The sequence below is a fragment of the Streptomyces sp. NPDC002690 genome (assembly GCF_053592415.1).
The window spans coordinates 1-19,378 of sequence record NZ_JBSFVR010000012.1; the positions used below are offsets into that span (position 1 = coordinate 1).

General features: G+C 71.2%; 18 protein-coding genes. 11 read left to right on the forward strand and 7 right to left on the reverse strand.

The genetic code is table 11. From position 1 onward, the window contains the following. Positions 1–44: 44 nt before the first annotated feature. Positions 45–1,664, reverse strand: coding sequence for a malate synthase A (gene aceB, locus ACWD3D_RS03220; RefSeq protein ID WP_451459198.1), 1,620 nt, complete (start codon positions 1,662–1,664; stop codon positions 45–47). Positions 1,665–1,890: 226 nt separating this feature from the next. On the opposite strand from aceB, the gene ACWD3D_RS03225 reads away from it, so the two are divergent. Continuing rightward, positions 1,891–2,346 (forward strand): hypothetical protein, encoded by a 456-nt coding sequence (locus tag ACWD3D_RS03225; RefSeq protein ID WP_451459199.1) that lies wholly within the window; start codon positions 1,891–1,893, stop codon positions 2,344–2,346. A gap of 94 nt (positions 2,347–2,440) precedes the next feature. Here ACWD3D_RS03225 and ACWD3D_RS03230 read toward each other — a convergent pair whose 3' ends face one another. After that, the gene (locus ACWD3D_RS03230; protein ID WP_451459200.1) at positions 2,441–3,052 is read right to left on the reverse strand and encodes a nucleotidyltransferase family protein; all 612 of its coding nucleotides are present in this window, start codon (positions 3,050–3,052) and stop codon (positions 2,441–2,443) included. A 213-nt stretch (positions 3,053–3,265) separates the two neighbouring features. On the opposite strand from ACWD3D_RS03230, the gene ACWD3D_RS03235 reads away from it, so the two are divergent. Continuing rightward, a complete protein-coding gene (locus ACWD3D_RS03235; protein ID WP_328718589.1) occupies positions 3,266–3,568 on the forward strand; it encodes a DUF5955 family protein in 303 nt (100 codons plus the stop codon). A gap of 277 nt (positions 3,569–3,845) precedes the next feature. Here the strand turns inward: ACWD3D_RS03235 and ACWD3D_RS03240 are convergent, their stop codons facing one another. Further along, positions 3,846–4,637: an IclR family transcriptional regulator gene (locus ACWD3D_RS03240; protein WP_451459201.1), complete on the reverse strand. Its 792-nt coding sequence runs from the start codon at positions 4,635–4,637 to the stop codon at positions 3,846–3,848. Between the two features lie 479 nt (positions 4,638–5,116). On the opposite strand from ACWD3D_RS03240, the gene allB reads away from it, so the two are divergent. After that, positions 5,117–6,436, forward strand: coding sequence for an allantoinase AllB (gene allB, locus ACWD3D_RS03245; RefSeq protein WP_451459240.1), 1,320 nt, complete (start codon positions 5,117–5,119; stop codon positions 6,434–6,436). A gap of 2 nt (positions 6,437–6,438) precedes the next feature. Continuing rightward, complete coding sequence (gene alc / locus ACWD3D_RS03250; protein WP_451459202.1) at positions 6,439–7,608, forward strand: allantoicase; 1,170 nt, start codon at positions 6,439–6,441, stop codon at positions 7,606–7,608. A 59-nt stretch (positions 7,609–7,667) separates the two neighbouring features. Here the strand turns inward: alc and ACWD3D_RS03255 are convergent, their stop codons facing one another. After that, complete coding sequence (locus tag ACWD3D_RS03255; protein ID WP_451459203.1) at positions 7,668–8,246, reverse strand: hypothetical protein; 579 nt, start codon at positions 8,244–8,246, stop codon at positions 7,668–7,670. A 226-nt stretch (positions 8,247–8,472) separates the two neighbouring features. Between ACWD3D_RS03255 and ACWD3D_RS03260 the strand changes: the two genes are divergently transcribed. After that, positions 8,473–8,802 carry a putative quinol monooxygenase gene (locus ACWD3D_RS03260; protein ID WP_451459204.1) on the forward strand — a complete coding sequence of 110 codons (330 nt, stop codon included), beginning with the start codon at positions 8,473–8,475 and terminating at the stop codon, positions 8,800–8,802. A gap of 103 nt (positions 8,803–8,905) precedes the next feature. Here ACWD3D_RS03260 and ACWD3D_RS03265 read toward each other — a convergent pair whose 3' ends face one another. Both ACWD3D_RS03265 and ACWD3D_RS03270 read right to left on the reverse strand, forming a co-directional pair. Beyond that, positions 8,906–9,886, reverse strand: coding sequence for a DUF2804 domain-containing protein (locus ACWD3D_RS03265; protein ID WP_451459205.1), 981 nt, complete (start codon positions 9,884–9,886; stop codon positions 8,906–8,908). A 526-nt stretch (positions 9,887–10,412) separates the two neighbouring features. Beyond that, the gene (locus ACWD3D_RS03270) at positions 10,413–11,243 is read right to left on the reverse strand and encodes an aldo/keto reductase (RefSeq protein WP_451459206.1); all 831 of its coding nucleotides are present in this window, start codon (positions 11,241–11,243) and stop codon (positions 10,413–10,415) included. A gap of 357 nt (positions 11,244–11,600) precedes the next feature. On the opposite strand from ACWD3D_RS03270, the gene ACWD3D_RS03275 reads away from it, so the two are divergent. After that, a complete protein-coding gene (locus ACWD3D_RS03275; RefSeq protein ID WP_451459207.1) occupies positions 11,601–12,515 on the forward strand; it encodes a DMT family transporter in 915 nt (304 codons plus the stop codon). Between the two features lie 156 nt (positions 12,516–12,671). Continuing rightward, on the forward strand, positions 12,672–13,868 hold the full coding sequence (locus ACWD3D_RS03280; protein ID WP_451459208.1) for a cytochrome P450 family protein: 1,197 nt from the start codon (positions 12,672–12,674) through the stop codon (positions 13,866–13,868). A gap of 15 nt (positions 13,869–13,883) precedes the next feature. Here ACWD3D_RS03280 and ACWD3D_RS03285 read toward each other — a convergent pair whose 3' ends face one another. After that, positions 13,884–14,885: a Gfo/Idh/MocA family protein gene (locus ACWD3D_RS03285; protein ID WP_451459209.1), complete on the reverse strand. Its 1,002-nt coding sequence runs from the start codon at positions 14,883–14,885 to the stop codon at positions 13,884–13,886. Positions 14,886–15,125: 240 nt separating this feature from the next. On the opposite strand from ACWD3D_RS03285, the gene ACWD3D_RS03290 reads away from it, so the two are divergent. The 4 genes from ACWD3D_RS03290 (at position 15,126) to ACWD3D_RS03305 (ending at position 19,356) form a co-directional block, all read left to right on the forward strand. After that, positions 15,126–16,145, forward strand: coding sequence for a sugar ABC transporter substrate-binding protein (locus tag ACWD3D_RS03290; protein WP_451459210.1), 1,020 nt, complete (start codon positions 15,126–15,128; stop codon positions 16,143–16,145). Further along, positions 16,142–17,206: an ABC transporter permease gene (locus ACWD3D_RS03295; RefSeq protein ID WP_451459211.1), complete on the forward strand. Its 1,065-nt coding sequence runs from the start codon at positions 16,142–16,144 to the stop codon at positions 17,204–17,206. The genes ACWD3D_RS03290 and ACWD3D_RS03295 overlap by 4 nt, the downstream gene beginning before the upstream one ends. After that, positions 17,203–18,054 carry an ATP-binding cassette domain-containing protein gene (locus ACWD3D_RS03300; protein ID WP_451459212.1) on the forward strand — a complete coding sequence of 284 codons (852 nt, stop codon included), beginning with the start codon at positions 17,203–17,205 and terminating at the stop codon, positions 18,052–18,054. Before ACWD3D_RS03295 ends, ACWD3D_RS03300 begins: the two co-directional genes overlap by 4 nt. A gap of 135 nt (positions 18,055–18,189) precedes the next feature. After that, complete coding sequence (locus tag ACWD3D_RS03305; protein ID WP_328718577.1) at positions 18,190–19,356, forward strand: ROK family glucokinase; 1,167 nt, start codon at positions 18,190–18,192, stop codon at positions 19,354–19,356. The last annotated feature ends 22 nt before the right edge of the window (positions 19,357–19,378 follow it).

Sequence of the window (19,378 nt, forward strand, 5' to 3'; positions counted from 1 at the left end):
GGTGCGGTGCCGGGGGCGGGCGCGCGGGCGGGAGCGGGGTGCGATCAGCGCAGCTGCTCGTACGCGGGGAGGGTGAGGAAGTCGGCGTAGTCCGGGTCCAGGGCCACCCGGAGCAGCAGGTCGTGGGCCTGCTGCCAGCGACCGGCGGTGAACGCCTCCTCGCCGATCTCGGCGCGTACGGCGTCGAGTTCCTCGGCCGCGACCCGGCGGGCCAGGTCGGCGGTGGCGTGTTCGCCGTTCTCGAACACGACGTCCGCGTTGATCCACTGCCAGATCTGCGAGCGGGAGATCTCCGCCGTCGCCGCGTCCTCCATGAGTCCGAAGATGGCGACCGCGCCCGTGCCGCGCAGCCACGCTTCGATGTAGCGGATGCCGACCGCGACCGCGTTGCGCCAACCCTCGTACGTGGGGCGGGCGTCCAGGCTGTCGACGGCGATCAGGTCGCCCGCCGCCACCGACACGTCCTCGCGGAGCCGGTCCTTCTGGTTCGGCCTCGCGCCGAGTACCGCGTCGAAGGAGGCGAGGGCGATCGGGACCAGGTCCGGGTGGGCGACCCACGAACCGTCGAAGCCGTCGGCGGCCTCGCGGTCCTTGTCGGCCTTGACCTTCTCGAACGCGACCTTGTTGGCCTCGGCGTCGCGGCGCGAGGGGATGAAGGCCGCCATACCGCCGATGGCGTGCGCGCCCCGCTTGTGGCAGGTACGGACGAGGAGTTCGGTGTACGCGCGCATGAACGGGGCGGTCATCGTGACCGCGTTGCGGTCCGGCAGGACGAACTTCGTACCCCCGTCGCGGAAGTTCTTGACGATGGAGAAGAGATAGTCCCAGCGTCCGGCGTTGAGTCCGGAGGCGTGGTCGCGCAACTCGTAGAGGATCTCCTCCATTTCGTAGGCGGCGGTGATCGTCTCGATGAGGACCGTCGCGCGGACCGTGCCCTGCGGGATGCCGACGTAACTCTGGGCGAAGACGAAGACGTCGTTCCAGAGGCGCGCCTCCAGGTGGGACTCGGTCTTCGGGAGGTAGAAGTAGGGGCCCTTGCCGAGATCGATCAGCCGCTGGGCGTTGTGGAAGAAGTACAGGCCGAAGTCGACCAGAGCACCGGGGACCGGGGTTCCGTCGAGCTGGAGGTGACGCTCGTCCAGGTGCCAGCCGCGCGGGCGGGTGACGACGGTGGCCAGTTCGTCGGCGGGCCGCAGGGCGTACGTCTTTCCGGACTTCGGGTCGGTGAAGTCGATCCGGCGCTCGTAGGCGTCGATCAGGTTGAGCTGCCCGAGGACGACGTTCTCCCAGGTGGGCGCCGAGGCGTCCTCGAAGTCGGCGAGCCAGATCCGGGCGCCGGAGTTGAGCGCGTTGACCGTCATCTTCCGGTCCGTCGGCCCGGTGATCTCCACCCGCCGGTCGTCCAGGGCCGCCGGCGCGGGCGCCACCCGCCAGGAGTCGTCGGCGCGGATGCCGGCCGTCTCCGGCAGGAAGTCCAGGGTGGAGGTGCGGGCGATCTCGTCGCGGCGCTCGCTCCGGCGGGCGAGAAGCTCGTCGCGGCGGGGCGTGAACCGCCGGTGCAGCTCGGCCACGAATGCGAGGGCCGCGTCGGTCAGCACCTCCTCCTGCCGGGGCAGGGGCTCGGCATCGACGATGGCGAGCGGGGAGGGCGCCGGTGCGGACATGAGCTGTCACTCCTTCAGCGAGCTGTGAACGTGCGGGCGGTGGGGCTGATGGGCGTAAGGGGGCGTGCTGGGGGCTGCGGACTCTCGGGCGGCTCTGTCTTCTGGCTAGTGGATAATAGTTTCCTCATCGTGGAACCTCAATGGTTCGAAGGCGTGGCGCGCGGCGGGGCAAACCCTGCCGGCGTCGACCCTCGGTCTCCTCGGTGGCGATGCGAGAATGCGCGCCATGACGCCTTCGACGGTCCGAGGACTGCCCCTGCCCGCTCGACTGACGTCACTTGTCGAGCGGGGCCTCTGGCGGCACCCGGGCGATGCCGTACTGGCGGAAGTCATCCCGTGGTTCGAAGATCCGCTGGCCTTCGTGAGGGACCCGGAGCAGATGATGTATGCGTCCCAGTCGCTGGACATGTTCGCCGACGATCCGCACTCCGACTACTTCAGGGTGGGACGCGGGAGCGGGTCGGGCGCCCCGCTCGACCTGTCGTGGCTGGACGCCGATCGGGCTGTGCTCATCGCCGTCACGCGCAATCCCGGTGACGACGGCGCCCTCGCGCTCGACTACCGGACCGAACCTTCGGACCCGCGGGTCGTCGGCACCGACTTCTGGACGGCCGCCGATCGGTGCCGGTGGCGGGTCGTGGCGCCCGCCTTCTCGGCATTCGCCGACCGGCTGGGCCTGTGAATCGTGTTGCGAAAGTCCCGCCTGTCCGGCGACGCCTGGCACGCACGTGTCTGACCATTCGTGTCGGATCGGCGGGCGGTGTCCCGGCGGCTCCTCACCGGTCCGACAGGTGCGCCAAGTCCTCCGGGGTGTCGATGTCGTACGCCTGAGCCACGTCACCGCACTCGACGAGCGTGAGCGCGTCCCGGTGCTCCCCCAGATAGGCGCGGGCCCCCTGGTCGCCCGTGGCTCCCGCCACTACCGCCGCCCAGTGGTCGGCGCCGAGGAGTACCGGGTGGCCCCGTGTGCCGTCGTACGAGGCTGCCGCCAGGCTCGCCCGGGAGGTGTGGGCCGCGCGGAGCCGGGAGACCGCCTCGGCGCCGACGCCGGGCTGGTCGACGAGGAAGACGAGCGCCGCGTCCGCTCCGGTATCCGTGAGCGCCTCCAGACCCGTGCGCAGTGAACCGCCCATGCCCTGCTGCCACTCCGGATTGACCCTCACCTCGCATCCCGCGAGCGAGGCCCGGGTCCGTACCTCGTCGGCGGCGGCGCCCAGCACCACCATGATCCGGTCGCAGCCGCCGTCGCGCAGTGATCGAATCGCGTGTTCGATCAACGGCCGTTCGCGGTGGAGGAGGAGCGCCTTGGGCCGACCGCCGAGGCGCCGGCCGCCGCCGGCGGCGAGCAGCACTCCGGTGACCAGGGGGTTCTTCCGCACAGGAACCATGTGTACTGGATATCACCGGCATGCTCTCGAACGGGCTCGTACACGCGAAGGTGGGGTCACTCTCAGGGGTAACCCCGATTTTCCGTCACGGAGTGGCGCCGGTCGCCTTCGATGGCGTTAACTTGCCTCCACTCCGGAGCACTTGACCATGCGCCGGAGCGCGAAAGGCATACGGCACGATGGCGTGCGAGGGGGAGTGCATTGTTGCGAAGTGTGGAGCAGAAGCGGGTGACCGGGAGCGGCGAGGACCCCAGGGTCACGGAGTTGCGGACATCGGTGTCCAAGCTCCGTCGCGAGCTTGCCGGACATCCCGCGGAGTTCTCCGACCGGGGAATCGCGGAGGACGAGCTGGCCGCGCTGGACGCCATGGCGGTCAGTGGGGTGCCGGAGATTCCCCGGCTCCGCCGTTCCCTGCTGCTGATCGCGGGAGCGATCGGTTCGGTGAGCGCGCTGGCGCCCGGGCTCCGGGCGGTACGGAACGCGGTGGACCTCTTCGGGGAGCCGCCGCGCGGCTGACGCGTCACCCGGCCGGTGTGCGTGGGTCGTCGGGAGAGGTGGGCGGGCATCGTGGCCCGCCGCCCCTCTCCCGACGGCCGGTACGTCGGTACGTCGGGACGTCGGGAGAGGGGCGGGTGAGGGGGCCGGGTGCCGTCCCCGCTCATCCGACCGGAGTTCACCCAACCGGAGTTCGCTCAACCGGATTACACGCAACCGGAGTTCGCCCAACCGGAGTTCGCCCGGGCGGGGTCCGTCCAACCGGCCTTCAGTCCGCCCGCCGTGAGGGCCCCGCCGCTCAACCCCCCGCCGCGAGAACCTCGGAGAGCTCCTTCGCCGTCTGCTGGAGGATCGGGACGATCCGTTCCGTCGCCTCCTCCGTGACTCGTCCGGCCGGGCCCGAGATGGAGATCGCGGCGGCGGTGGGGGAGTCGGGCACGGCGACGGCCAGGCACCGCACCCCGATCTCCTGCTCGTTGTCGTCGATGGCGTAACCGGTGCGGCGGACCTGCTCCAGTGCTTCGAGGAAGCCGTCCGGGGTGGTGATCGTCTTCTCGGTGGCGGCAGGCATTCCGGTACGCGCCAGCAAGGCCCGTACCTCCTCGGGCGACGCGTGCGCGAGCAGCGCCTTGCCGACGCCGGTGGAGTGCGGCAGCACCCGGCGGCCCACCTCGGTGAACATCCGCATCGAGTGCTTCGAGGGGGCCTGCGCGACGTACACCACCTCGTCGCCGTCGAGCAGTGCCATGTTCGCGGTCTCGCCCGTTTCCTCCACCAGGTGCTGGAGGTGGGGCCGCGCCCAGGTGCCGAGCAGCCGGGAGGCCGACTCGCCCAGGCGGATCAGCCGGGGGCCCAGGGCGTAGCGCCGGTTGGGCTGCTGGCGTACGTACCCGCAGGCCACCAGTGTGCGCATCAGGCGGTGGATGGTGGGGAGCGGCAGGCCGCTGGTCGCGGAGAGTTCGCTCAGGCCCACCTCGCCCCCGGCGTCGGCCATCCGCTCCAGCAGGTCGAAGGCGCGCTCCAGGGACTGCACCCCGCCGCTGGAACCGGCGGTCTTGGAGTCGGAAGTGCTGGCGTCGGACGGCGGCACGTCAACGGTCCTTTCGAAGCGGGAGGCAAGGTAGCAGCGTACCGGGACCGTCGCGGTCCGCGCACTGGTCGTGGCACGGTGTATTTGCCGGTCAGAGGCCGTTTCCCGGCTTCGACGGCGAACCCCGGGTGCTCCTCCCCCGACGACCGCCTGCTCCGTGAGCATTCCGAAATGCGGAAGCTTGATTCTGTTTCACGGAAGTTTCGGCCTGTCCTCGCCTCCTCTCCCGGACGGATGTGTGCGCGGCACTCCGGCGGAGGACGGGTCTTGACGGAGGGGAACTCCGCATGAAGACTCCCCGCATGGAGCCCCCTTCAACAGTTCGTTGAATTCGCCGAGGGCCGCCAGGGATCGCCGAGGGATCGTCGCGGCTGTTCCGGCGCAAGCAAGCGGAGCGAGGAGTACGGGTGTTCGGTGCGGACGTGCGGAAGGGCCTGAACGCCGAGGGGCGGACCCCGGCAGGCCGGGGCCCGGATCTGATGCTGCGCTCGACCCGCGTCGTCACCCCCACGGGTACACGCCCCGCGCTGGTCGCGGTCGTCGCCGGGCGGATCGAGGCGGTGCTGCCCCACGACACCGAAGCGCCGCCGGGCGTCCGGATCGAGGAACTCGGTGACCGGGCCCTCCTTCCGGGGCTGGTCGACACTCATGTGCACGTCAACGACCCGGGGCGTACCGAGTGGGAGGGGTTCTGGAGCGCCACCCGGGCGGCGGCGGCCGGCGGCATCACGACCCTCCTCGACATGCCGCTCAACTCCCTCCCGCCGACCACCACGGTCGGTCACCTGAGGACCAAGCAGCGGGTGGCGGCCCCCAAGGCGCATGTGGACACCGGCTTCTGGGGCGGGGTGGTGCCGGCGAACGTCAAGGATCTGCGCCCGCTCCACGAGGCCGGCGTCTTCGGCTTCAAATGCTTCCTCTCGCCTTCCGGGGTCGAAGAGTTCCCGCACCTCGACCAGGAAGCGTTGGGGCGGTCGGTGGCCGAGATCGCGGGCTTCGGAGGTCTGCTCATCGTCCACGCGGAGGACCCCGGCCATCTGGACGCGGCCCCGCAGCAAGGCGGCCCCGCCTACGCCGACTTCCTGGCTTCCCGCCCACGGGCCGCCGAGAACGCCGCGATCGAGGGGCTGATCGCGCACGCGAAACGGCTGGACGCCCGTGTCCACGTCCTGCACCTCTCGTCCGCCGACGCGCTGCCGCTCATCGCGGCGGCCCAACGCGAGGGCGTACGCGTCACGGTCGAGTCCTGCCCGCACTTCCTCACCCTCACCGCCGAGGAAGTGCCGGACGGGGCAACCGAGTTCAAGTGCTGCCCGCCCATCCGGGAGGCGGCCAACCAGGACGCGCTGTGGCAGGGACTCGCCGACGGGGTCATCGGCTGCGTCGTCTCCGACCACTCACCGTGCACCACCGATCTGAAGACGCCCGACTTCGCCTCCGCCTGGGGCGGCATCTCCTCCCTCCAGCTGGGGCTGCCCGCCATCTGGACCGAGGCCCGCCGACGCGGCCACTCGCTCGACGACGTGGTGCGCTGGATGTCCACCGGCCCCGCCCTGCTCGCCCGACTGGACCGCAAGGGCGCCATCGAGCCGGGACGCGACGCCGACTTCGCCGTACTCGACCCCGAGAGCACCTTCACCGTCGATCCCGCCGCCCTCCACCACCGCAACCAGGTCACCGCCTACGCGGGCCGGACTCTCAGCGGCGTCGTCGTGTCCACCTGGCTGCGCGGTGAACGGGTCTTCCACGAAGGCGTGTTCGCCGACCCATCCGGCCGTCTGCTCGAAAGGAACCACTGACCATGACGGAGCCCGTGCTGCCGCGCTGGACCGGGGACGCCCTCCCGTACACGGGGGGTGACCCGTACGCCGACTACCGCACCCCGGGCTCCGCCGGATTCCCCTTCGGCCACCTGGTGGACCTCGCCGGACGACAACTCGGCGCCGGGGTCGTCGCCGCCAACGACGAGTTCTTCGCGGAGCGGGAGAACCTGCTGAACCCGGGCCCCGCCGTCTTCGACCCCGAACGTTTCGGGCACAAGGGCAAGATCATGGACGGCTGGGAGACCCGCCGCCGCCGCGGTGCGAGCGCGGACCGACCGCACCCCGAGGAAGAGGACCACGACTGGGCACTCGTACGGCTCGGCGCCCCCGGCATCGTGCGGGGACTGGTCGTCGACACCGCCCACTTCCGCGGCAACTACCCCCGCGCGGTCTCCGTCGAGGCCACCGCGCTGCCCGGTTCCCCCTCGCCCGGGGAACTGCTGGCACCGGACGTGAAGTGGACGACGCTGGTACCCCGTACGGAGATCGGCGGCCACGCCGCCAACGGCTTCACGGTCGACTCCGAGCAGCGCTTCACTCACCTGCGGGTCAACCAGCATCCCGACGGCGGCATCGCCCGGCTCCGGGTCCACGGCGAGGTGGTGCCCGATCCGGCGTGGCTCACCGCGCTCGGCACCTTCGACCTGCTGGCCCTGGAGAACGGCGGCCGGGTGGAGGACGCCTCGGACCGCTTCTACTCACCGCCCACCAACAGCATCCAGCCCGGCCGCTCCCGGCGGATGGACGACGGCTGGGAGACCCGCCGCCGCAGGGACCAGGGCAACGACTGGATCCGCTACACCCTGCCCGCACAGGCGGAGATCCGGGCGGTGGAGATCGACACCGCCTGCCTCAAGGGCAACGCGGCCGGCTGGGCGACGCTCTCGCTCGGCGACGGCCCGGCGGGAGCGGACGGCGAGGCGGGAGCGGACGACGGCGACGGCGAGGCGTGGACCGAGTTCCTGCCCCGGACTCGTCTCCAGCCGGACACCAACCACCGGTTCGTCCTGGAGACCCCGGTACGCGCCACCCGGGTGCGCATCGACATCTTCCCGGACGGCGGGATCTCCCGGCTGCGCCTCTTCGGCTCCCTCACCGAGGCAGGGGCGGACCGACTGGCGGCCCGTCACCACGAGTCGGGGGCCTGAGCCGGGTCCCGCGTGTCACGGAGACGGCGGGCGGTCCGGCGACGGAGCCGCGAGCGCGGTCACTGTGCCGTGTGGAGGAGGTCGAGCACCTCGGGAGCGACCGTGGCCCCCTTGACGCATTCGTCGTCGAAGGCGCTCAGTTTGAGGTTGCGACCCGTGTGGGACAGCCTGTTTTCCATGACCAGGCTCCAGCCGCGCTTCTTGAAGACCGACTGAGTCATGTAGACCGTGCCGTCCTTGTCGGTCTCGGTCTCCTGCTTCGGGGACTTGGTCCAGCCACGATCGATCAGTGCGGCCGACAGGGCGTCCGTGCGCTTCGTGTCCAAGGTCTTGGCCTCGGCTTTTTCGAACCCCCGGTAGCTCACGGAGCACTCCCGCAGCGAGCCGGGCCGGGGCTCCGCTTCCATCCGGGCCCAGTCCGGATCGTTCGGCGGGGCGCCCACGCCCGCGGTGATCTTGTCGAGCACCACGCGCATCTTCTCCCGGGTGACCCGACCGGAGTCCTCCGGCCCCGGCGCGGCCATGACGGTGGCGGGGACCGCGTCCGCCTCCTTGCGGTCGGCCCCGTCGCCCCCGCAGCCCGAGACACCCAGCATCACTGTCACCGCACCGGCGGCAGCCCACCCCACCCTGTTCACGCACGCCCCCTTCGTCGCACAGGACCCGTCTGCCCGGTGCGCTGAGGAAGCGTGTCACGAGCCACTGACGTTCCAGGGGCCACCCCGAGCGGGCGAGGGGGTGGCGAGAGCTTGCCCGGTGCGCCCGAAAGGGTCGGTGTGGGAGGGTATGTCACCCTGGTCGCGGTGCCACCCGGGCCTCCGGCGCCCGGCGGCACGTCACCGTACGTCCCGACCAGGAGCAGCCATGATCTTCATCGCCGTCAAGTTCACCGTCCTCGTCGCCGAACGCGACAACTGGCTCCCCGCGGTGGAGGAGTTCACCGTCGCCACCCGCTCCGAACCGGGGAACCTGTTCTTCGACTGGTCGTACAGCGTGGAGAACCCCAACCAGTTCGTGCTGCTCGAAGCCTTCGCGTCGGCCGAGGCCGGCGAGGCGCACGTGAAGTCCGCCCACTTCCAGGCCGCCATCAAGACGATGTCGTCGCTGGTCGCCGAGGTCCCCGAGATCATCAACGTCGAGGTGCCGGGCGAGGGCTGGTCCCGGATGGCGGAGGTGACGCCCGTCAACCGATGACGGGTGCGCGGCGGGGGTGCGGGCGCCAGGAACCCCGGGAGCGATCGCCCGGAACCCGGGCGCTCCCGCCGGCCCCTCGCCGTGGCCGGCAACGCCCCGGGTGCTACCACCTGTTGCGCGCCTCTTCCGCCCAGCCGACCAGTCCGTCGAGATCCGTCCTCGCCCCGTCGTCGGTCATGGCCCAGCCGCTGAAGGTGCCGAAGCACTGGTGCGTCTCGTTCGCGACGACCAGCAGGTTCGTCCGGCCGCGCTTCTCGTGGAAGGGGCGGAACCACACGTCCACCCGCTCTCCGGCGATGTGCCACGGCCGCATCCAGTCCCGCCTGTCGTAGCTCCAGTGGAGATCCTCGCCGATCTTGTGCAGGCGCCCGTCGACGATCAGGGCGTTCTCGGTGCTGCCGGTGCCGTCGGTCCACTTGCCGCCCAGCTGGATCGCGCGCCCCGGGGCCGCGCCCGCCGCCCAGTTCCACCGAACCGCGTACGGCCACTTGCCGCGGCCGTGATCCAGTACCGCGAACGCGTCCGGGCCGCCCACCTCATGGGTCCGCCCGTGCACCGTGAGCGTGCCGCGTACGGGCCGGCCGACATCCTTGACGGTGTACTGGAACCGCCTGTCGCTCCACGGCACGACCACCCCGAGCGCTTCGTGCCCCTCGGGCAGGGGCACCTCCACGTCGAGGCGCACGCCGGGTGCCGTCGCGCGGATCGTGGTGCCGTCCGGGCCCTGCGCGATTCCGATCTCCAACGCGCCGGCCCGTACGGAGACCTCGCCCTCGCCGCTGCGCGCGGGCAACACCGTGCCGCGGGCCAGGGGGGCCACCACGTCGGTGCTGTGCTCGGCACGGGTCGCACGGTCCAGCACGTAGAGCCCGTGCACGCCCGCGTAGTCCAGTGACGAGACGACCAGGCCGACCACGTGGTCCGGCGTGACGATGCCCCAGTACTCCCAGCGCTTCCCCCTGCCCCAGCCACGTATGTTGGCGGTGTGCAGGGGGCGCCGGGTCCAGCCCACCGCCGCGGGGTTCAACCGTCCGTCGGGCCGACAGAGGTCGACGGGGGACGTCAGCTCGGTCTCATGCGTCATCCGCGCAGGATAGGACCCCGGCCGTCGCGTCATCCGTACGGAGATCCGAACGTCCCGGAAGCGGCTGCGGGCTCCGCGGACTTCCGTCCGGCGAGGGCTGTGCAGGGGGCCACGGGTTCAGCCGAGAGGCACGAAGCCGCCATGGGCCCCCAGTGGAAGGCCTGCGACGGTGAGACCGCCCGACGCCAAGAGGGCAAGCCGTTCAGGAATTTCCTCGTGGAATTCTTCTCACTGAGCTTTTTCCAACCTCGTACTTCACCAAGCCTCAGCATGAGGTTGGAAAAAGCTCACGGACCACCTGGCATCCAGGAACCTCCCGTGACGCGGCGCGCGGCGACTCGTCACCCGCGATGACCGCCTGCGACTCGTCATCGTTCCGAGGCATCCCCGACCGATCCGATCCGGGCCTCATCCTGCCGGATACGACGCGCGAGGGAACCCGCGTGCCTCCCCACCCGGAATCCCCGCCCCCCCAGCGGGCTCATGCCACATGAACCTTCCGATCCACGGACCCGTCGGTCGCGGTTCAGAACTCCTCGTGGTCGTCCGGGTCGCCGCCGAACCGGTGCCGGCTTCCCGAGCCGATCCGGTCCATCTGGTCCGGCGTCAGCTCGAAGCCGAACAGGTCCAGGTTCTCCCGTTGCCGCCCGGGGTCGGCCGACTTGGGGATCGGTACGACCCCCAGCTGGGTGTGCCAGCGCAGCACCACCTGGCCGGGCGTCACCCCGTGCTCGCGGGCGATGGCCACGGTCTCCGTCGCCTCCAGCACCTCGCGGCCGCGCGCCAGCGGACTCCAGGCCTCCGTCACGATGCCCTTCGCCGCGTGCACCTCCCTCAACTCGTCCTGGGGGAGCAGCGGATGCAGCTCGATCTGGTTGACCACGGGCAGCACCCCGGTCTCCCGCTCCAGCCGGTCGAGCTGCGCGGGGGTGAAGTTGGAGACGCCGATGGAGCGGATCAGGCCATCCTCGCGGAGCTTGATCATCGCCTTCCAGGTGTCCACGTACTTGTCGACCCGAGGCAGCGGCCAGTGGATGAGGTAGAGGTCGACGTACTCGACGCCGAGCGCGGCCCGCGACTCCTCGAAGGAGGCCAGCGTCTCCTCGTAGCCGTGGTGGCGGCCCGGGACCTTGGTGGTGACGGTGATCTCCTCGCGCGGCACACCGCTGCGGGCGATCCCGCGGCCGGTGCCGCGCTCGTTGCCGTAGTTCTTCGCCGAGTCGACGAGCCGGTAGCCGAGGCCCAGCGCCCCGGCGACGGCCTTCTCCGCCTCGTCGTCGTCCAGGGGGTAGGTGCCGAGACCGACCGCGGGGAGGCTGCGGTGGTCCAGGAGGGGGAGCTGGGGGACGGCGCTCATGATCGTCCTTTCGATGATCCGTCTGTCCGTGGTCCGTGGTCCGTGGTCCGTCTGTCGGCGGTCCGTCGGTCGGCGGTCCGTCTGTCGGTGATCCGTCTGTCCATGATTCGTGATCTTGAATCCGGGACTCGGACCGGTGCCGCCAGGGTAGGGCGCCCGGTGGCTCCGGGCAGGTCGCGGCGGGAGAGGCAGCGTGCGGGACGGCGGAGCGGCGTACGAGGGCGGGGCGAACGGGTGACCACGGCCCGGAAGGCGGGTTCCGCGCGGGAGTGACGCCCGGTAGCGTGAGCCGGTCGGTGTGCGAGCCAGCGAGGTCTCCACGCTTCTTTCCCGTCGTGGAGAATCCAGGAGTACCAGGTGTCCGCTGTCGCCGTGCCCGCCGCCGCCCCGTCCCGTCCCGCCTGGTCGACCGACCTGCCCGTCCTGGCGGTCGCCGTCGTCTGGGGATCGAGCTACCTCGCCGCCAAGGGCATCACCACCCCGCAGACCGTCGTCGCGGTCCTCGTACTGCGCTTCGCGGTCGTGCTGCCCGTCCTCGTCGTCGCCGGAGCGCGCGGGCTCCGTGCCCTGACGGCGGCCCAGTGGCGGGGCGCGGGCCTGCTCGGGCTGATCCTCAGCGGGATCTTCCTGCTGGAGACGTACGGGATCGTGCACACCTCGGCCACCAACGCCGGACTGATCATCAGCCTCACCATGATCTTCACCCCGCTCGCGGAGTCGGCGGTCACCCGTACCCGCCCGACCGGCCGTTTTCTCCTCGCCGCCGGGCTCTCGGTCCTGGGCGTGGTGCTGCTGACGCAGGGCGGAGGGTTCACCAGCCCGTCCGGCGGTGACCTGCTGATGCTGCTCGCCGCACTCGCCCGTACGGTCCACGTCCTCGCGATGGCACGGATCAAGGCGGTCCAGTCGGCCGACTCGCTCCCCCTGACCACCGTCCAGCTGGGCAGCGCGGTGGCCGTCTTCGCCGTGCTCGCCGCCGCACCCGGTACCGGTGCCGCGCCCTGGACGGTGGCCGCCGGATTCGGCGCGGGGGAGTGGGCCGGACTGCTGTTCCTCGCGGCCTTCTGCACGCTCTTCGCGTTCTTCGTGCAGATGTGGGCGGTCCGGCGCACCTCGCCGTCCCGGGTCAGCCTGCTGCTCGGTACGGAACCCCTGTGGGCCGCCGCGGTCGGCATCGCGATCGGGGGCGAGCGGCTCGGTGTTCTCGGGGCGGTCGGTGCCGTGCTGGTGCTGGCCGGAACGGCCTGGGGGCGGCGCGGTGCACAGGTCTGAACCGGCCATGTGCAACCGCGTCCGGGACCAAGAGGGTTGGACCGCCCAGAGTTGAGGTAGGGACTCGCACGGGGGCGGGGCCGCTCCCGCCGCCGCCACGCCGACCGCGGTCCGTACGCTGCCGACGCGGCGCCCGGACCTCCGGAAGGAACCGCAGTGACCACCGAAGCGATACTGGATCTCGGCGCACTGGGCGAAGCGTTCACCCGGGACCCGTACCCCTGCTACGCCGAACTCCGCGCCCGGGGACCGGTCCACCGGGTGGTCCTGCCCGGCGGAACACCCGCCTGGCTCGTGGTGGGGTACGAGGCCGGACGCGAACTCCTGGCCGACCAGCGGCTCTCCAAGGAGTGGAGGAACGCCTCGCCGCTCCTCAACCTCCACCAGATGACGGCCGGACGGTCGATGCTCAGCTCCGACGCCCCGGACCACACCCGGCTGCGCAAGCTGGTCAGCCGCGAGTTCACCCCGCGCCGGATGGAGCAACTCGCGCCACGCATACAGAACATGACGGACCATCTGCTGGACGCGATGCTGGCGGAGCCCGACCGTCGCACCGATCTCGTCGACGCGCTGTCGTTCCCGCTGCCCATGGCGGTGATCTGCGAGCTGCTCGGCGTACCCGACATGGACCGGGTGAGCTTTCGGGAGTGGTCCAACACCGCCCTCTCCTCGACCGACGCCGAGGTGCGCCGCTCCGCCGTCACCTCGATGAACGCGTACATCGCTTTGATGCTCGACGACAAGCGCAAGAAGCCGGGCGACGACCTGATGAGCGCGCTCATCCACACCGCGGACGAGGAGGGGGACCGGCTGTCCGGTGACGAACTGGCGGGCATGGCCTGGCTGCTGCTCGTCGCCGGACACGAGACCACCGTCAACCTCATCACCAACGGGGTGCTCCACCTCCTCGCCCACCCGGACCAGCTGGCGGCCCTGCGCGCCGACCCCGGGCTGCTCGGCAACGCGGTGGAGGAGATCCTGCGCTACGACAGCCCCGTCGAGACCCCGACGTTCCGCTTCACCACCGGGCCGCTCGACGTCGGCGGCACCGTGATCCCGGGCGGCGGCGAACTCGTCCTCGTCGCGATGGCGGACGCCAACCGGGACCCCGCCCGCTTCGAGGGCGCCGACCGCTTCGACATCACCCGTGACGCGCGCGGCCACATCTCCTTCGGCCACGGCATCCACTACTGCCTCGGCGCACCCCTCGCCCGCGTCGAGGCGAGGGTGGCGATCGGCTCGCTGCTGACGCGCTGCCCCGGACTACGGCTGGACACCGATCCGGACCGGCTCGTCTGGCGTACCGGAATGCTGATCCGGGGCCCCGAGCACCTGCCGATCGCCTGGTAAGGCCCCCGGGGCCGGTCAGCCGCCGGCGACCTCGGCGAGCGCCACGGGGCGTCGCTCCCGCCGCGAGCGCTCGCACGCCTCGGCGATCCGCAGCGCGGCCAAGGCCTCACGGCCGTCGCACGGATTGTCCGCCCGGCCCGCCGCCAGCCGGACGAAGGCGTCGAGCTCGGCCTCGTACGCCGGGGCGAACCGCTCCAGGAAGCCGGACCACGCCTTCAGCGGTGCGCCCGGCCCTCCCGGTTCCACCGAGGCCAGCGGGGTGCGGTCGTCCAGACCCACGGCGATCTGGTCCAGCTCGCCCGCCAGCTCCATCCGTACGTCGTACCCGGCGCCGTTGCAGCGGGTCGCCGTGGCCGTCACCAGGGTCCCGTCGTCCAGGGTCAGCAGGGCGGCGGCGCTCGACACGTCGCCCGCCTCGCGGAAGGCGGCCGGGCCCGCGTCCGACCCGGTGGCGTACACCTCGCTCACCTCGCGGCCGGTCACCCACCGCACCATGTCGAAGTCGTGGATGAGGCAGTCCCGGAAGAGCCCCCCGGAGAGCGGGAGGTAGGCGGCGGGCGGCGGGGCGGGATCGGAGGTGACGGCCCGCACCGTGTGCAGCCGGCCGAGCCGCCCCTCGCGGACCGCCTCGCGCGCCGCGAGGTACCCCGCGTCGAAACGGCGCATGAAACCGAGCTGGAGTACCGACCCCGCCGCCTCCACCTCCGCCAGCGCGGCCAGCGTCCCCGGCAGGTCCAGGGCGACCGGCTTCTCGCAGAACGCGGGCAGCCCCGCCCGTGCCGCACGGCCGATCAGGCCGGCGTGCGCGGCCGTGGCCGACGCGATCACCACCGCGTCCACCCCGCCCGCGAAGACCTCGTCGACCTCCACCGCCGTGGCGCCGGTCCGGGCCGCCGCGGCGGCCGCGTGTGCGGGATCGGCGTCCGCCACGACGAGCGAATCCACCTCGGGATGACGGCTGAGCGCCTCCGCGTGGAAAGTGCCGATACGTCCCGTTCCGACCAGTCCGATACGCATGGCCTCACGGTGGCGTCCGCCCTGTCGCCGTGTCAAGCACGAGCAAAGGGTCCCAGCCGCCCCCTCGGTCCCCCGCGACCTGGGAATTCACCGGCGCGTCCGCGCGACACATTCATTTGCCCGGGCCCTGCCGGGTGCCGCCCGTCGAACCTCGGGGATACTTGGGCAGCCGGGCCGGGACTCCACACGTCCGCGGCGCACCAGGCGGCACAGTGAGCGGCACAAGAAGGGCACGGCTTCGTGGCAAGGGTTCGGACAGGGGTACGCGCGATGGGCGCCGTGCTGGCAGTGGTGCTCGGGGCCTCCCTCGCGGGATGCAGCAGCACCGGCGGCAGGCGGGCGGAGGAACGCGCGGCAGCATCCCAGGCCGCCTCCGAAGGCCATTCGGCCGTGAACACGCCCCGCTGGACGTTCGCCATGATCACCCACTCGGGTGATGGTGACACCTTCTGGGACATCGTCCAGAAGGGCGCCGAGGAGGCGGCCCGCAAGGACAACATCAACTTCCTGTACTCGCACAACGACGAGGCGCAGCAGCAGGCGCAGCTCGTCCAGGCCGCGATCGACAAGAAGGTCGACGGAATCGTCGTCTCGCTCGCCAAGCCGGAGGCGATGAAGGACGTCGTCGCCAAGGCGACCAGGGCCGGCATCCCGGTGATCACCGTGAACTCCGGCTCCGCCGAATCCAAGGCCTACGGCGCGATCACCCACATCGGCCAGGACGAGTCGATCGCCGGCGAGGCGGTGGGCGACGAGCTGAACGCGCGCGGCCGCAAGAACGCCCTCTGCGTCCTGCACGAACAGGGCAATGTCGGCCACGAGCAGCGCTGCGCCGGTGTGAAGAAGGACTTCGAAGGCAAGACCACCAACCTCTACGTCGACGGCACCAACATGCCCGACGTCCAGGCGTCCATCGAGGCGAAGCTCCAGACCGACAAGAGCATCGACGCCGTCGTCACCCTCGGCGCACCCTTCGCCGACGCGGCCGTGCAGGCCAAGAAGTCCGCCGGCAGCGACGCCGAGATCGACACCTTCGACCTGAACGCCAAGGTCGCCGCCGGACTCAAGGCGGAGACCCTCGGCTTCGCCGTCGACCAGCAGCCCTACCTCCAGGGCTACGAAGCCATCGACCTGCTCTGGCTCTACCGCTTCAACCGCAACGTCCTCGGTGGCGGCCAGCCCGTCCTCACCGGCCCGCAGATCATCACGGCCGACGACGCCGACGAACTGGCCGAGTACACCGCCCGGGGCACCCGATGACGGGAACCGGACAGCCCACGGCCCCCGCCCCCGCGCCGGGCGGGGCCGACGAGCGGCTGCTGCGCACCTCACCACTGCGCAGGCTCCTCGGCCGTCCCGAACTCGGCTCGATCGTCGGTGCCCTCGCCGTCTTCCTCTTCTTCGCCGTGATCGCGGACAGCTTCCTCCAGCTGTCCAGCTTCGGCACCGTGCTCTACGCGGCCTCCACCATCGGGATCATGGCCGCGCCCGTGGCCCTGCTGATGATCGGCGGGGAGTTCGACCTCTCGGCCGGCGTCATGGTGACCAGCTCGGCGCTGGTCTCCTCGATGTTCAGCTACCAGATGACGGCCAACGTCTGGGTCGGAGTCTTCGTCTCGCTGCTGGTCACCCTGGGCTTCGGGGCGTTCAACGGCTTCATGCTGACCCGGACGAAGCTGCCGAGCTTCATCATCACCCTCGGCACCTTCCTCATGCTGACCGGACTCAACCTCGGCGTCACCAAGCTCATCAGCGACACGGTGTCGACCAAGGCGATCGGTGACATGTGGGGCTTCGACTCCGCCCACGCGCTCTTCGCCTCGCAGCTCACGCTCGGGGACGTCGAGCTGAAGGTGACGATCCTCTGGTGGGCGGGCCTGGTCGCCGTCGCCACCTGGATTCTGCTCCGTACCCGCTTCGGCAACTGGATCTACGCGGTCGGCGGCGACGAGAGCGCGGCCCGCGCGGTCGGCGTCCCGGTGATCCGTACCAAGATCGGCCTCTACCTCGGGGTGGCGTTCGCCGCCTGGGTCTCCGGTCAGCACCTGCTCTTCAGCTACGACGTGGTCCAGTCCGGCGAGGGCGTGGGCAACGAGCTGATCTACATCATCGCGGCGGTCATCGGCGGCTGTCTGATCACCGGCGGCTACGGCTCCGCGATCGGCTCGGCGGTCGGCGCCATCATCTTCGGCATGACCAGCAAGGGCATCGTCTACGCCGAGTGGAACCCGGACTGGTTCAAGTTCTTCCTCGGAGCGATGCTGCTCCTGGCCACCCTGCTCAACGCATGGGTACGCAAGCGCGCGGAGGCGACGACATGACGGCCCCGGACAAGCGGGCGACGGCCCCCCAGGCGCTGGTCCAGCTCGACCACGTGTCCAAGTTCTACGGCAGCATCAAGGCCCTGACCGACGTCTCGCTGGAGGTCCACGCGGGCGAGATCACCTGCGTACTCGGCGACAACGGCGCCGGAAAGTCCACCCTCATCAAGATCATCGCCGGACTGCACCGGCACGACGAGGGCGTCTTCCGGATCGACGGCGAGGAGACCACCCTCGCCAACCCCCGCGACGCCCTGGACCGGGGCATCGCCACGGTCTACCAGGACCTCGCCGTCGTCCCGCTCATGCCGGTCTGGCGCAACTTCTTCCTCGGCTCGGAGCCCACCGTCGGCTCCGGCCCGTTCAAGCGCCTGGACGTCCGGCTGATGCGCGAGACGACCCGCGCCGAACTGCTCCGCATGGGCATCGACCTGCGCGATGTGGACCAGCCGATCGGCACCCTCTCCGGCGGCGAGCGGCAGTGCGTGGCCATCGCGCGGGCCGTCCACTTCGGCGCCAAGGTCCTCGTCCTGGACGAGCCCACGGCGGCCCTCGGCGTCAAGCAGTCCGGGGTCGTGCTGAAGTACGTCGCGGCCGCCCGGGACGCCGGACTCGGAGTGGTCCTCATCACGCACAACCCGCACCACGCGTACCTCGTCGGCGACCGCTTCGTCCTCCTCAAGCGCGGCGCGATGGCCGGCAGCCACACCAAGACCGACGTCACGCTCGACGAGCTGACCCGGCAGATGGCGGGCGGCAGCGAGCTCGACGAGCTCAGCCACGAGCTGGAGCGCGCCCCCGCGCCGACCTCCATCGGCGGTCACCGGGTGGACGACGACACCGAGTGACCGGGCGCCGCCACCGCCTCGGCGGAAACCGTCGAGGCGGCTCGGAGCGGACGGCAGTGGCAGAATCGATCGAGGTGGGCGCCGTCCGCCGCCGGCAGCACTGACCCGCCGGCCACCCCAGACACCGCAGGGACGATGAGCACGTACCGCGACTTCACCCACCGCGGCTCCGCCCGCGCCACCGTCCTCAAGACCGTCGGTACGAGGGAGCGGCGCTCCCACCTGACGGCGCCCCGCGTCCCGACCGTCGGCATCGACATCGGCGGTACCAAGGTGATGGCCGGCGTCGTCGACGCGGACGGCAACATCCTGGAACAGCTCCGGACCGAGACGCCCGACAAGTCCAAGAGCCCCCGGGTCGTCGAGGACACCATCGTCGAACTGGTGCTGGACCTCTCCGACCGCCACGACGTGCACGCCGTGGGCATCGGCGCGGCCGGCTGGGTCGACGCGGACCGCTCCAAGGTGCTGTTCGCCCCGCACCTCGCCTGGCGCGACGAACCGCTGCGCGACGCGCTGGCCTCCCGCCTCGTCGTCCCCGTCATGGTCGACAACGACGCCAACACCGCCGCCTGGGCGGAATGGCGTTTCGGTGCCGGCCGGGGCGAGGACCACCTGGTGATGATCACCCTCGGCACCGGCATCGGTGGCGCGATCCTGGAGGACGGGCAGGTCAAGCGGGGCAAGTACGGCGTGGCCGGCGAGTTCGGGCACATGCAGGTAGTCCCCGGCGGCCACCGCTGCCCCTGCGGCAACCGGGGCTGCTGGGAGCAGTACAGCTCCGGCAACGCCCTGGTCCGCGAGGCGAAGGAACTGGCCGCCGCGGACTCCCCGGTCGCCTACAACCTCATCGAGCGCGTCAAGGGCAACATCCCGGAGATCACCGGGCCGCTCATCACCGAGCTCGCCCGCGAGGGCGACGCGATGTGCATCGAGCTCTTCCAGGACATCGGCCAGTGGCTCGGCGTCGGCATCGCCAACCTCGCAGCCGCGCTCGACCCCTCCTGCTTCGTCATCGGCGGCGGCGTCAGTGCCGCCGACGACCTGCTGATCAACCCCGCCCGGGACGCCTTCAAGCGCCACCTCACCGGCCGCGGCTACCGCCCCGAGGCCCGGATCGTCCGGGCCCAGCTGGGCCCCGAGGCCGGCATGGTCGGGGCCGCCGACCTCGCCCGGCTCGTCGCCCGCCGCTTCCGCCGCGCCAACCGCCGCCGGGTCGAGCGGTACGAGCGCTACGCGCAGATCTACGACCAGGCCGCCAGCACCCTGCGCAGCACGCGGAGCGCCCGTACCGGCGACTGACCGCCGGGCGGACCGCGCGGGG